This is a genomic window from Agrobacterium sp. OT33, assembly GCF_017313365.1.
In the GTDB taxonomy this organism is placed as follows: Bacteria; Pseudomonadota; Alphaproteobacteria; order Rhizobiales; family Rhizobiaceae; genus Agrobacterium; species Agrobacterium rhizogenes_A.
Genome location: NZ_JAFLMZ010000002.1, coordinates 278,912 through 292,986, shown reverse-complemented (window position 1 = coordinate 292,986; position 14,075 = coordinate 278,912). Strand labels below are relative to the sequence as shown.

Here is a 14,075-nt window from a genome sequence, read left to right as displayed (position 1 = left end):
CATGCAGACTTTCCATTCCCTGCTTCCCCGTTTCCTGAAGGACCGGGCCGGCAACATCGCCATTTCGGCCGGACTTACCGCGCCGCTTTTCATCGGTATCCTGGCACTTGGCGTCGATTACGGCTATCTGACCCTGCAGAAACGGCAATTGCAGCAGACCGCCGATCTCGCAGCCATATCGGCGGCGGCAAATGCCGCCGACCCGGAAAAGGCCGTGCAGCAATATTTCGCTCTCAACGGCATGGATCTCGGTGTCAGGACCGCGCAGGGCCTGCTCACCCCGGCCGGTCTGCAACCCTTCGATCCCCTAAACGAATTTGCCAGCAGCAAGGGTTACGCCGAGGTCATCAAGGGTCACTATGAGCCGGATGCGACCGTTCCCGTTGGGCAACGTTTCGTCGATAACGCCCTGCCCACCAATGCGGTGAAAGTGAACATCGTCGAACAGGGCCAGATATTCTTCGCATCCGCCTTCACCAAGCCACCCAAGGTTTCCGCGGTTGGAACGGCATCGTCCCAGAGGATCGCGGCATTTTCGGTGGGATCGCGGCTCGCCAGCCTCGATGAGGGAATTCTCAACAGCCTGCTAGGCGGCCTGCTCGGCACCACGGTTTCACTCAAGCTCATGGATTATCAGGCGCTTCTCGCCGCCGACGTCAATGCGCTGAAGGTCGTCGAGGCGCTGGCCATCGATCTCAACCTCACCGCCGGCACCTATAAGGATGTGCTGAAGACCGACATCACCTACGGCAAATTCCTCGATGCGCTGACGAAAACCACGGGCCTGCAACCGGCGGTCGCCAACATTCTGAAGACGCTGCAAAAGACCGTCAACAAGAGCAACGTCAACATCAGGCTTGAGGAAATCCTCAATCTCGGCCCGTTCTCGGACAAGCTGATCGGGACCGGAGAAAACCTCAAGGTCACCGCCGGTGTGTTCGACCTCATCAATGCCGCCGCGGTGGCGGGCAATGGCGGCAACCAGCTGGCGCTCAATCTCAACGCCAATGTTCTCGGCCTCGCCTCGGTCAAGGCAACGCTCGCCATCGGTGAACCGCCCGTCGAAACGCCGTCGCTCGCCGTCGGTGGTCAGGGCACCGTGGTGCGCACCGCACAGACCCGTCTGGCGGTCAATGTCGTGGTCGATGGCCTTCAGGCCATTGCCGGCCTCAAGGTCAATCTTCCGCTTTATGTGGAAGTCGCCCATGCCGAAGCGCGGCTCGCCGATATTCGCTGCACGGGCGGCGGACAGGGCACGGTGGATGTGGAAGTCGTGCCGGGTGTCGCGGAAATCGCCCTTGGTAATGTCGATACCACGGCCTTTGCCAATTTCGGCAGGGACCCGCGCGTCACCAAGGCGGCAATCGTGGATTCGGCGCTGCTTGCCATCAATGGCAGTGCCCTCATCAACGCCACCAATATGACCAAGACCAAGCTGACCTTCACGCAGTCGGATATTACCCAGGGCAAGATCAAGAGTGTTTCCACCAAGGACACCGTGACCACTCTCGTCAGTTCACTGCTGAAGAACCTCAATCTGGATATCAGGCTGCTCTTCCTCAACCTTGATCTCGGAGGCCTGGCGGGCATCCAGACGGCACTTGCCAACACGCTTGCTGTCGTCACCGCTCCAGTCGATCAGCTGCTCTACAACGTGCTTCTGGTTCTCGGCGTCAAGATCGGCGAAGCCGATGTGCGCGTCACGGATGTTCGCTGCCAGCAGCCGGCACTGGTCCAATAATTCCATCCTCACGCACAAAAAAGCCGCCGGGAAACATCCCGGCGGCTTTTCATTTGATCGCTCTTTGTATCAGGCGTTGGCAATCGCCAGACGCTTCTCGTCGCGGCCGCTCTTCATGCGCTCGGACAGCAGGAAGGCCAGTTCCAGCGCCTGATCGGCGTTGAGGCGCGGATCGCAATGGGTGTGGTAACGGTCGGACAGCGAATCCGCCGTCACCGCGCGCGCGCCACCCGTGCATTCCGTCACGTCCTTGCCGGTCATCTCGATATGGATGCCACCCGGATGCGTGCCTTCGGCGCGGTGGATCTGGAAGAAGCTTTCGACTTCCGACAGGATGCGCTCGAACGGACGCGTCTTGTAGTGGTTGAGCGTGATCGTGTTGCCATGCATCGGATCGCAGGACCAGACGACCTTGCGGCCTTCCTTCTCGACGGCGCGAATGAGCTTCGGCAGGCTGTCCGCCACCTTGTCATGGCCGAAACGGCAAATCAGCGTCAGGCGGCCGGCCTCGTTTGCCGGGTTCAGCGCATCGATCAGTTCGATCAGATTGTCGGGCGTCAGCGACGGACCGCATTTCAGGCCGATCGGGTTCTTGATGCCGCGGAAATATTCCACATGCGCATGGTCCAGCTGGCGCGTGCGGTCGCCGATCCAGATCATGTGGCCTGATGTCGCGTACCAGTCGCCGGAGGTGGAATCGATGCGGGTCAGCGCCTCTTCGTAGCCGAGCAGCAGAGCCTCATGGCTGGTGAAGAAATCGGTTTCGCGCAGGCTCGGATTATTGTCCGCGCTGATGCCGATCGCCTTCATGAAGTCCATGGTTTCGGAAATCCGGTCGGCCAGCTTGCGGTAGCGATCCGCCTGCGGGCTGTCCTTGATGAAACCGAGCATCCACTGGTGAACGTTTTCGAGGTTGGCGTAACCACCCATCGCGAAAGCGCGCAAGAGGTTCAGCGTCGCGGCCGACTGGCGATAGGCGTCGAGCTGACGCTCCGGGCTCGGAATGCGCGAAGCTTCGTTGAATTCGATCCCGTTGATGATGTCACCGCGGTAAGACGGCAGCGTCACGCCGTCCTGCGCTTCCACGTTGGAAGAGCGCGGCTTGGCGAACTGGCCGGCAATGCGGCCGACCTTCACCACAGGCAGCTGCGCGCCATAGGTCAGCACGACGGCCATCTGCAGGAAGGCGCGGAAGAAGTCGCGGATATTGTCCGCACCATGTTCGGCGAAGCTTTCGGCGCAATCGCCGCCCTGCAGCAGGAAGGCGTTGCCTTCCGCCACATTGGCGAGCTGCTTCTTCAGACGGCGGGCCTCACCGGCAAAGACCAAGGGCGGATAGGTCGCAAGCGTGGCTTCCGTTGCCGCAAGCGCTGCCGCATCCGGATATTCGGGAACCTGCTGGATCGGTTTCTGCCGCCAGCTGCCGGGGGTCCAATTCTGTGCCATGTTCTCACCCTTTTCTCGCCCGCGCGACGTCGCGCGGCCGCCTCGAAAAATTGAGCGGCTTATAGCTCCAAGCATCGGCTTTGCATAGCCGATCCCTGAGCCATCCGGCTCATTCTGCCCGTTTTGAGCGCTCCAGACGCACAAAAGTCAATTCAAACGATTTAACAACCCCGCCGCCATTCGAAAACTTCGCTTTCAAAGGGCGGCAGGCTGATGCGGGCGGCGATTATATCACACCTGTACCGGCGTTACACACGCTCGCCATTCACGACGCGATAGCTCGGCGAATACATCGTCACCAGCTCTTCGGCGGCTGTGGGATGAACGGCCATGGTGCGGTCGAAATCATCCTTGGTGCAGCCGGCTTTCAGCGTGATGCCGAGAAGCTGCGCCATCTCACCCGCCTCATGGCCGAGAATATGCACGCCGACAACCTTGCGGTCGGCGGCATTGACGATCAGCTTCATGATCGTCTTTTCCTGACGACCGGACAGCGTTGCCTTCATCGGCCGAAACTGGGCACGATAGACTTCCAGTTCCGGATATTTCTTGCCGGCTTCCTCTTCCGAAAGACCGACGGTGCCGATTTCCGGCTGCGAGAACACCGCCGTCGCGATCAGCTCGTGATCCGGCTTGGTCGGGTTGTTCTTGTATTCAGTTTCAATGAAACACATGGCCTCGTGGATCGCCACCGGCGTCAATTGTACCCGGTCGGTGACGTCGCCCAGCGCGAAGATGTTCGGCACGTTCGTGCGCGAATAATCATCAACGATGATCGCGCCGCGCGCGTCCACCTTCACACCGGCATTTTCCAGACCCAGACCCTTGGTGTTCGGATCGCGGCCGAGCGCCAGCATGACCAGGCCGACATGCAGCGAGGCGCCCTGCTTGGTGCGGGCCACGAAGCCACCGGCCCCGTCCTTGCTGACGTCTTCGATGATATCTTCCAGAAGGATGCGGATGCCCTTGGCCTCCATCGCTTCGTGCAAGCCCTTGCGCATGTCGTGATCGAACCGCGACAGGATTTCCTTGCCGCGATAGATCAGCGTCGTCTCGACACCGAGCCCATGGAAGATATTGGCGAATTCCACGGCGATATAACCGCCGCCGGCGATCAGGATCGATTTCGGCAGTTCTTCCAGATTAAACGCCTCGTTGGACGAGATCGTCAGCTCATGGCCGGGCAGCGCCTTGTGCTCGTTCGGCGTGCCGCCGACGGCAATCACGATACGCTCTGCTGTGAAGGTCTCACCGGTTTTCGTCAGCTTCACGGTATGGGCATCGACCAGTTCGGCCCGGCTGTCGAAAATATCGGCCTTGGCGTTCTCAAGCCCCTTGCGATACAGCCCTTCCAGACGGGTGATTTCCTTGTCCTTCGCCGCGATCAGCTTTTTCCAGTCGAAGCTGCGTTCCCCGACGCTCCAGCCGAAACCTTCGGCATCCTCGAAATGTTCGGGGAATTGCGAGGCATAAACGAACAGCTTCTTCGGCACGCAGCCGCGAATGACGCAGGTGCCGCCATAACGATATTCTTCAGCAATCCCCACGCGCTTGCCGAGCGAGGCCGCCACGCGGCCGCTGCGCACGCCGCCGGAACCGCCACCGATGACGAAAAGATCGTAGTCATAAGCTGTCATAATCAAAACCCCTGATCAAAAACGCCGCCATCAGCCTCAGGACGGGCGGTGGCGCATTCACGGCACATATAGGTGCTGCGACGCACAAATGAAAAGCCCGGTCTTGCGGCCGGGCTTTGAATATTTCTGAATTGTCTGTTCATTCAATCAGGGCTTGGGAGCAGCCGGAGCGCCGCCCGTGGCATTCTGATCGGCCGGAAGCGGCTTCAGATCGGCGCCGGCAACCTTCTGCAGTTCCGACATGCTGGACGCGTTGAGATCGCGGTTGATGCCGGCGGCCCAGATGTCGGCGGCCTTCATCAGTTCGCGCGTGGCGATCGGGCCGTCCTTCAGGAGCTTCCTGCCGGCTTCGCTGCTGTAGAAGGTGGAAATGGCGTTCAGCTCTTCGACGGTGAAGGCGCGCGCATAGGTGAGCGCTGCTTCGCGCTCCAGATCGGCGCGGCGCGGCGCAAGCTCGAGAGCCTTCGCGTCGACAGTCTCGGTGATGGCATCCTGAACGTTCGGCGAGGCCTGAATGAGCTCGGCCTTCAGACGCTCCGCCAGTCCCGGCAGAATGTCGTCGAAACGGTCGGTAACGCCAAGAGAGGTGATCGCCTGCCGTGCGGCAGCAATATGCGCTTCCGAAATTTCCTGAGCGCGTGCGGCAGTACCGAACACGATGCCGGAAATGAGGATCGAAGCAGCGGCAGCTTTGCCCAGTCCCGCTAATTTGACCATGAAAATCTCGCTCCTGTTATACTGCCTGCATCACGCGGGCGCCTTCAGGACCCGCGATAATGGCAAGCGATGCCAAATTTATGAAAAGTCCGTGCTCGACGACACCGGGAATCGTGTTCAGCTCGCGTGCTAGCGCTTCTGCATCAGGAATACGGCCAAAAGATGCGTCGAGGATCAGGTGTCCGCCATCTGTCATAAAGGCGCCGTCGCCGGAAGAACGCATCGTCAGCGTGCCGGAAAGCCCGGAACGCGACGCCAGTTTTTCAATGGCGATGCGCGTCGCCACCTGACCGAAGGGATTGATTTCGATGGGAAGCGGAAAGGCGCCCAGCGTCTCCACCACCTTGCTCTGGTCGGCGATGACGATCATGCGGGCGGATGCCGCCGCAACGATCTTTTCGCGCAGCAGCGCGCCGCCGCCGCCCTTGACGAGGCGCAGCGCATGATCGACTTCGTCCGCACCGTCGATGGTCAAATCCAGCTCCGGCAATTCATCCAGCGATTTCAAGGGAACACCAAGCTCGACGCACAGGCGCGCGGTGCGCTCGGATGTCGGCACGCCCTCGACTTTCAGACCGGCGGCGACCTTTTCGGCCAGAAGCCTGACGAATTCCTCGGCCGTCGAACCCGTGCCGATACCAAGCCGCATCCCATCCTGCACATGGGACAATGCGGCCTCGGCGGCCTTGATCTTCATCTGGCGGGCATCCATGTGCCTGAAACTCCGGTAGCTTTGTCGTCGCCGTGCTGTTTACACGGGTCGAAAGCCAAACGAAAGCCTTTTTCAAGCCAACGAACAGAACGTTGTGACGCGGTTGCAAAGACAGGCCCGTTTGCCTAGGCTTGGCGCGAACGAAAGCACCCATATTCCAGCATCCGCATTCTCCAAGAGGCCAGTTCCCGTGACATCCCGCCCGCTCTCCCCGCTCGCCATTTTCGACCTCGACGGCACGCTGGTCGATACCGCCGCCGACCTGGTCTCGAGCCTCAATCACACCATTGCCGCAGCCGGGCTTGCTCCCGTCACCTATGACGACCTGACCCATCTCGTCGGCCAGGGCGCGCGGGTGATGATCAAGCGGGCCTTCGCGCTTCGCGAGACGGAACTGCCGGAAGCCGAAATCGAGCCGCTCTATGAGCGCTTCATCACCCACTACCGCGCCGAAATGCCGGGTGAAAGCCGCCCCTATCCCGGCATCATCAACACGCTGGATGCGCTCTCGGAGGCCGGCATCACGCTTGCCGTCTGCACCAACAAAACTGAAATCCTGGCTCTGCCGCTGCTCGAAAAACTCGGTCTGACACGCTATTTCGCCGCCATCACCTGCGGCGACACTTTCTCCTTCCGCAAGCCGGATGCCCGCCATATTCTCGGCACCATCGAAAAGGCTGGCGGCGATATCAGGCGCTCCATCATGGTCGGCGACAGCATCAACGACATCCTCGCGGCAAAGAACGCCACCGTCCCGTCGATTGGCGTCACTTTCGGTTACTCGGATGTACCGATGGCGGAACTCGAACCGGATGTCGTGATCGACGATTTCAGTGAATTGACGCCGGCGCTGTTCGAAGAACTGGTTGCGAAGGGTGCAGCGGCTGCCTGAGAGGCTGGACCAGACAAGTAAAGCGCCAGGGAACGGCGATTCCGACGTCGATGAGAGCTGAACAACCTCTCATCCGTCATGCCGGACTAGATCCGGCATCCAGCCACGGCGCGTCTGCGCCGTGAAAAGACTCTTTTGCGATCAAGGACTTGATCGCGCTGGACCCCGGATCAAGTCCGGGGTGACGGAGTACGGTGTTGCCGTTGACGCCAAATGTAGCAGGCGGACTCCAGCACCAAACAAATTGGCAGGCCTTTCCTTCAAACAAAAAAGCGCCGTCTCCGGCGCTTTTTTTCTTGATGTTATTCTGATCAGATCGACGCGGCCCGCGCCTTCGTCGTCACGGCAAAGGCCTTCTGCACATAGCTGTCGCGGTCATAGACATCGTCGAAGAACTGCACCTTGCCATCCTTGTCCGGCCAGGCGGTGAAATAGGCGACATAGACCGGGATTTTCACCGGCACCTGCACGGCGCGGTTCTTGCCCGAAGCAATCTGCTCGCCCACCTTGTCGACGCTGGTGCCCAGAACCGCGGCCGCCATGCGGCGCGGATCGACCAGACGGATGCAGCCGTGGCTCAGCGCCCGCATGTCGCGGTTGAAGAAGCTCTTGGCCGGCGTGTCATGCATGTAGATGGCATGTGCATTGGGGAACAGGATTTTCAGGTCGCCCAGCGCATTGTCGCTGCTCGGCGGCTGACGCACGGAAATGGAATTGGTGGAGCCATACCAGTTGACGCTGGTGGAGGAGACCGCACGGCCGCCGACCTGAACTTCGTAACCCAGCCGGTCGAGATAGGACGGATCGCGGCGCAGCTTCGGCAGCATCTCGTTGACGATGATCGACTGCGGCACGCCCCAATAGGGGTTGAACTCGACGGTCTGGATTTCGTCCTGGAAGAAATAGGTCTGGTTGGCCTTGGAGCCGACGACCACCTTCATGCCGAACTGTTCCTGGCCGTCATTGTGGTAATAGGCCATGAAAGCGGGCTGGTTGATGAAGACGTAGCGCTGGCCGAGATCCGCCGGCAGCCAGCGGATCTGCTCCATGGCCACCTGCACCTTGGCGATCTTCGCCTCGTTGCTTTCGCCGACCATGGCGCGCACGGTGGCGCGGCCGATGACACCGTCCGGCTTGAGGCCGTTCTCGCTCTGGAACGCCTTCACCAGATCGACGAGATCAGGCGTATAATCCGGCGTCTGCTGATAACCGGAAATGATTGCCGCATGTTCGGCCTTGAAGGCTGGCGAAGCGCGATGTTCGATCGCCTGGACCACATTGGCCATATCGGCGCTGCTGTTGCCGGGCTTCAGCACCAGATCGGCGGGAACGCGGACCGTGTGAGCCGCATCGCCCTCGCCGCGCAGGCGGGCAAGGTCAGCCTTCAGCGCCTGATATTCGGCACTCGATGGTTCGCGGCTGCGCAGATAGGCAGCGACATCGGGGCTCAGGCCCGCAAGCTTCAGCACCGGCGCAAGGTTCACCGTCTTGCGCTTGAAATCATGGTAGCCGGAGAGCCGGTTCGGATCGACACGGCCGCGGACGGTATCCTGCACATAGGCCAGAACCTTGGCCGACAGCGCCAGCTCGAACTGCATCTGCGCCCGCTGGTAGACGTCAAAGGTCGATGCGGAGGCCGTCTCCACCGGCGTTCCGGTCGCCGTCGCACCCGTCGCATTGCTGCTGATGCTGGCCGTCACATCCTTTGCCGGCGCGGAAATGCTGTAATCGGCCGGATCAAGGCCGCTTTCGCCAACCGTCTCGAAGAAGGCCATGACGGCATTGGCGCGCTCGGTCAGTTCCCCGCCGGAAACCCACAGCGTCTTGCCGCCGGCGCCGTAATAGGCCTCCAGCGCCTTGGCGATTTCGGGTGTGGCGCTGAACTTCAGATTGGCGAGGCCCTCGCCGAAATTCGCCGTGTTCACCGCGCGGGCCGCATCCGCCTTGTAATCGTAATAACGCGGGCCGGAAACGCGCGGCAGGGGCTCGGGATCGGAGGCATCGGCGCTCATCCGCGCGCTCGGCGGCGAGGTGACGATGCCGGCCGGCGGCAGCTCACCGCGATCGCGCGCAACCTTGCCCGGGCCGCCGCGCAGGAGGTCCATCAGCGTTACCGCGCCGGCGCTGCCGGGAAGAGCGGTGGAAACGGAAAGACCGAGAGCCAGCACCAGCGCTGCCGATGTTTTTCCAGATGTGACTTGCAATTTGATCCTCGTAGCACCCAGCACCGCCGGCGAAAGGGCGGGCATCAGTTTCATGCCTGTCTAGCCGATCAACGGCCCGTTGAAAAGAAACGCCCAAAGTCCACAACCGTGCCGAAATGAACCTTATGATACAGCCAAAGCCATAAAAACGTAATTTCCAGAATTGGCGAGAATGGTTAAATTTCTATTTATTTCATTCACTTTACCGTGGCCTGAGGCACCGCTGACATGCCGCGGAAAGCCCGGTTTTCTGGCCATTTCGCGACGTAGTAAAAATGACACGCCGGTCCGTTTTTCATCCCGGCCCTGCCCCGGTGTCGAAATCGCTTTAACGCGGCGGGAAATATCTGCCTCCGCCGCATTGCAGCGCTTTCATTGCCGGCGCGATGATTCTATATATCGGCCGCGCAAGGCGGGCGAAGGCACCGTTTTGGCGGAGGAACACGAGTAAAAAGGCAAGATTGATGACAGCCACACGGACGGAAACCGATACATTTGGACCCATTGAAGTTCAGGCCGATCGCTACTGGGGCGCGCAGGCGCAGCGCTCGCTCGGCAACTTCAAGATCGGCTGGGAAAAGCAGCCCGCCTCTGTCGTTCGTGCGCTGGGCATCGTCAAGCAGGCCGCCGCCCGCGCCAACATGGCGCTGGCCGGCCTCGACCCCAAGGTTGGCGACGCCATCATCGCCGCCGCACAGGAAGTCATCGACGGCAAGCTGACCGAGCATTTCCCGCTCGTCGTCTGGCAGACCGGCTCCGGCACCCAGTCCAACATGAACGCCAATGAGGTGATTTCCAACCGTGCGATCGAGATGCTCGGCGGCGAAATGGGCACCAAGAAGCCGGTTCACCCGAACGACCACGTCAATATGAGCCAGTCCTCGAACGACACCTACCCCACCGCGATGCACATCGCCTGCGTGGAAGAAATCGTTCACCACCTGCTGCCGAGCCTCAAGCACCTGCACAAGGCGCTGGAAGCCAAGGTCAAGCAGTTCGAAAAGATCATCAAGATCGGCCGCACCCACACGCAGGATGCAACGCCGCTGACACTCGGCCAGGAATTCTCCGGCTACGCCGCACAGGTGGCGTCTGCCATCGCCAACATTGAAACCACCCTGCCCGCGCTCTCCAAGCTCGCCCAGGGCGGCACGGCCGTCGGCACGGGCCTCAACGCCCCAATCGGCTTCGCCGAAAAGGTTGCCGAGGAAATCTCCAAGATCACCGGCCTCTCCTTCGTCACTGCGCCGAACAAGTTCGAGGCGCTCGCCTCGCACGATTCCATGGTCTTCTCGCATGGTGCGATCAATGCGGCAGCCGCAGCACTCTTCAAGATCGCCAACGACATCCGCTTCCTCGGCTCCGGCCCGCGCGCCGGCCTCGGCGAATTGTCGCTGCCGGAAAACGAACCCGGCTCGTCGATCATGCCGGGCAAGGTCAACCCGACCCAGTCGGAAGCGCTGACGCAGGTGTGCGCCCACATCTTCGGCAACAATGCGGCACTGTCCTTTGCCGGCTCGCAGGGCCACTTCGAGCTCAACGTCTATAACCCGATGATGGCCTACAACTTCCTGCAGTCGGTCCAGCTTCTGGGCGATGCGGCGGTCTCCTTCACCGACAATTGCGTCGTCGGCATCGAAGCCCGCGAAGACAACATCAAAAAGGGCGTCGAGAACTCGCTGATGCTGGTGACGGCGTTAAACAGCAAGCTCGGCTATGACATCTGCGCCAAGATCGCCAAGACCGCGCACAAGAACGGCACGACCCTGCGCGAAGAAACCGTCGGCGGCGGATACCTCACCAACGAGGAATTCGACCAGTATGTGCGCCCGGAAAACATGATCGGGCCGAAGTGAGCCAACCATATTCAACGGACATGGAAACGGGCCTTCGGGCCCGTTTTTGTTTGTTCGATTGACGCGGCGCGAGGAAGCCGTGACATGGGCGGCCCGGGCCGGAATATCGGGCTGCCCCCATATTGACCTGTTGGTTTTTTATATCGTCTTCATAAACTGCTCTTCTGGGATAATGCCGGAGCCAAATGCCCGATTGAGGATGACATCATGATCTGCCGCCGCAGCCTGCTTCTTGCCGGTGCATTCCTCGCCACGGCGATGAAAGTCCCAAATCTGCTTGCTGAGGACAATCGGCCTCGTATCGCTCTTTGGCCCGACCTGCCGCCCGGTGGCGGCGGTCCGGATGGTCCCGCGGATATCAGCGAAAAAGGCGCCGTCACCAATATCGCCATACCGAGCCTTGAGATATTTGCCCCCGGCAAGCCCAATGGGTCTGCAATGATCATTGCCGGTGGCGGCGGATATAAGCGCATCGAGGAAGGCAAGGAGTCCTATCCCGCCGCGCGCTGGCTCGCGGCCAGGGGCATTTATGCTTTTGTCCTCAGCTACCGCCTGCCGATCGAAGGATGGGCGGCCGGACCGCTGGCACCGCTTCAGGATGTGCAGCGCGCATTTCGTCTGGTACGTGCACGCGCCCCGGAATGGCAGATCGATCCGCACAGGATCGGCGCGCTTGGTTTTTCTGCAGGCGGGCACCTGATGGGGCTTGCCGCCGCCCGCTCGGCCTTCACATCTTACGAAGGCGTGGATGAGATCGACAGGCAATCAGCCCGGCCGGATGTTGCGGCTCTGATCTATCCGGTCATCACGCTTGCAGCACCCTATGACCGCACATCAACCCGCAGATCGCTGGTTGGCAGACACCCGGCAGACGAGGCAACGCGGGAATGGTCGGTGGAAAGCCATGTGAGCAAAGACTGCCCTCCGATCTTCCTCACACAGGCGGATGACGACCGGATTTCCAATCCCGCCAACAGCCGTATCATGCGGGAGGCCTGTGAAAAGGCTGGCGTGGATGTCGAGTTTCATCCGGTCGCATCCGGCGGCCACGGCTTCGGCATGGGCAAGGCCGGCACCCCAACAGAGGCATGGCCAAACTGGTATGAGGCGTGGTTGCGGAAGCAGAACTTTCTGGCATGAGGCCTCCCGGCAATCCATCGCACCGCGCGTCTTGAGACCTGTTGCCACCCCAATAAAAAAGGGCCGCAAAAGCGGCCCTCTTCGTAATCATTCAAACCGTCAAACCAGCCGGCTCTGCTCCACCGCTGCTTCGACGAAGCTCGCAAACAGCGGGTGCGGGTCGAGCGGGCGGCTCTTCAGTTCCGGGTGGTACTGAACGCCGATGAACCACGGGTGATCGGGATATTCCACGGTTTCCGGCAGGACACCATCCGGAGACATGCCCGAGAAGACCAGGCCGCATTCTTCCAGCCGGTCCTTGTAGTCCACATTCACCTCGTAGCGGTGACGGTGGCGCTCGGAAATATCCGTCGTGCCGTAGATATCGGCGATCTTCGTGTCTTTCTTCAGCGCCGCCTTGTAGGCGCCGAGACGCATCGTGCCGCCGAGATCGCCCTTGGAGGAGCGCTTCTCCAGCTCGTTGCCCTTCACCCATTCGGTCATCAGGCCAACAACCGGCTCGGACGTCGGACCAAATTCGGTCGAAGAGGCATTTTCAATGCCGGCGAGATGACGGGCCGCTTCCACGACCGCCATCTGCATGCCGAAGCAGATGCCGAAATAGGGCACGTTGCGCTCACGCGCGAACTGCGCCGCCATGATCTTGCCTTCCGAACCGCGCTCGCCAAAGCCGCCGGGCACCAGAATGCCGTTGACCTTTTCGAGATAGGGCGTCGGGTCTTCCTTTTCGAAGACCTCGGACTCGATCCATTCCAGCTTGACCTTGACGCGGTTGGCAAAACCGCCGTGATGCAGCGCCTCGATCAGCGACTTATAGGCATCCTTGAGGCCGGTATATTTGCCGACGATCGCAATCGTCACTTCGCCTTCCGGCGTGCGGATGCGGTTGCAGACCTCTTCCCAAGGCTCCAGGCGCGGCTTCGGCGCCGGCTCGATGCCGAAAGCGGCCAGCACTTCCGAATCGAGGCCTTCCTTGTGGTAGGCAATCGGAACGTCATAGATATTCGCCACATCCAGCGCCTGGATGACGGCGGACGGACGCACATTGCAGAACAGCGAAAGCTTGCGGCGTTCCGCTTCCGGAATTTCCCGGTCGGCACGCACCAGCAGAATGTCGGGGTGAATGCCGAGCGCCTGCAGTTCCTTGACGGAATGCTGGGTCGGCTTGGTCTTCAGCTCACCGGCTGCCGGAATGTAAGGCATCAGCGTCAGGTGAAGATAGATCGCCGTGCCGCGCGGCAGGTCGTTGCCGAGCTGACGGATCGCTTCCATGAACGGCATCGCCTCGATATCACCCACCGTGCCGCCGATCTCGCAGATGACGAAGTCGTAATCGTCATTACCTTCGATCACGAAATCCTTGATCTCGTTGGTGACATGCGGAATGACCTGAACCGTTGCGCCGAGATAGTCGCCGCGCCGTTCCTTGTCGATGATGTTCTTGTAAATGCGACCGGTGGTGATGTTGTCGGTCTTGGTGGCCGAACGCCCGGTAAAGCGCTCGTAGTGGCCAAGGTCGAGGTCCGTCTCGGCACCGTCGTCAGTCACGAACACTTCGCCGTGCTGTGTCGGGCTCATGGTGCCGGGATCAACGTTCAGATAGGGGTCGAGTTTGCGAAGCCGCACCCGATAACCACGGGATTGCAGCAAAGCTCCGAGTGCAGCAGCTGCGATGCCCTTACCGAGAGAGGAGACCACGCCGCCTGTGATGAATACATATCGCGCCATGG

Annotated in this window: 10 protein-coding genes; 4 read left to right on the top strand and 6 right to left on the bottom strand. The window is 60.7% G+C overall.

From position 1 onward, the window contains the following. Nucleotide 1 precedes the first annotated feature (1 nt). Nucleotides 2–1,741, top strand: a complete 1,740-nt coding sequence (locus JZX88_RS05425) for a TadG family pilus assembly protein (protein ID WP_142859927.1) — start codon at nt 2–4, stop codon at nt 1,739–1,741. Nucleotides 1,742–1,810: 69 nt separating this feature from the next. Here JZX88_RS05425 and JZX88_RS05420 read toward each other — a convergent pair whose 3' ends face one another. The 4 genes from JZX88_RS05420 to rpiA form a co-directional block, all read right to left on the bottom strand. Beyond that, the gene (locus tag JZX88_RS05420) at nt 1,811–3,187 is read right to left on the bottom strand and encodes a class II 3-deoxy-7-phosphoheptulonate synthase (protein ID WP_065115776.1); all 1,377 of its coding nucleotides are present in this window, start codon (nt 3,185–3,187) and stop codon (nt 1,811–1,813) included. A gap of 248 nt (nt 3,188–3,435) precedes the next feature. Continuing rightward, entirely contained in the window at nt 3,436–4,824 is a 1,389-nt protein-coding gene (gene gor / locus JZX88_RS05415) for a glutathione-disulfide reductase (protein ID WP_142859925.1), read from the bottom strand. A 147-nt stretch (nt 4,825–4,971) separates the two neighbouring features. Further along, entirely contained in the window at nt 4,972–5,541 is a 570-nt protein-coding gene (locus JZX88_RS05410; RefSeq protein ID WP_206912828.1) for a DUF2059 domain-containing protein, read from the bottom strand. A 16-nt stretch (nt 5,542–5,557) separates the two neighbouring features. Then, nucleotides 5,558–6,253 carry a ribose-5-phosphate isomerase RpiA gene (gene rpiA, locus JZX88_RS05405; RefSeq protein ID WP_003524809.1) on the bottom strand — a complete coding sequence of 232 codons (696 nt, stop codon included), beginning with the start codon at nt 6,251–6,253 and terminating at the stop codon, nt 5,558–5,560. A gap of 190 nt (nt 6,254–6,443) precedes the next feature. On the opposite strand from rpiA, the gene JZX88_RS05400 reads away from it, so the two are divergent. Continuing rightward, complete coding sequence (locus tag JZX88_RS05400) at nt 6,444–7,145, top strand: HAD-IA family hydrolase (protein ID WP_206912826.1); 702 nt, start codon at nt 6,444–6,446, stop codon at nt 7,143–7,145. 311 nt (nt 7,146–7,456) lie between these two features. On the opposite strand, the gene JZX88_RS05395 is transcribed toward JZX88_RS05400, so the two are convergent. Beyond that, entirely contained in the window at nt 7,457–9,313 is a 1,857-nt protein-coding gene (locus JZX88_RS05395; RefSeq protein WP_206913143.1) for a L,D-transpeptidase family protein, read from the bottom strand. Between the two features lie 500 nt (nt 9,314–9,813). Between JZX88_RS05395 and fumC the strand changes: the two genes are divergently transcribed. Beyond that, the gene (gene fumC / locus JZX88_RS05390) at nt 9,814–11,205 is read left to right on the top strand and encodes a class II fumarate hydratase (protein ID WP_174029474.1); all 1,392 of its coding nucleotides are present in this window, start codon (nt 9,814–9,816) and stop codon (nt 11,203–11,205) included. Nucleotides 11,206–11,412: 207 nt separating this feature from the next. Beyond that, a complete protein-coding gene (locus JZX88_RS05385) occupies nt 11,413–12,345 on the top strand; it encodes an alpha/beta hydrolase (protein ID WP_206912824.1) in 933 nt (310 codons plus the stop codon). 99 nt (nt 12,346–12,444) lie between these two features. Here JZX88_RS05385 and JZX88_RS05380 read toward each other — a convergent pair whose 3' ends face one another. Next, nucleotides 12,445–14,073: a CTP synthase gene (locus JZX88_RS05380; RefSeq protein WP_181423919.1), complete on the bottom strand. Its 1,629-nt coding sequence runs from the start codon at nt 14,071–14,073 to the stop codon at nt 12,445–12,447. Nucleotides 14,074–14,075 lie beyond the last annotated feature (2 nt).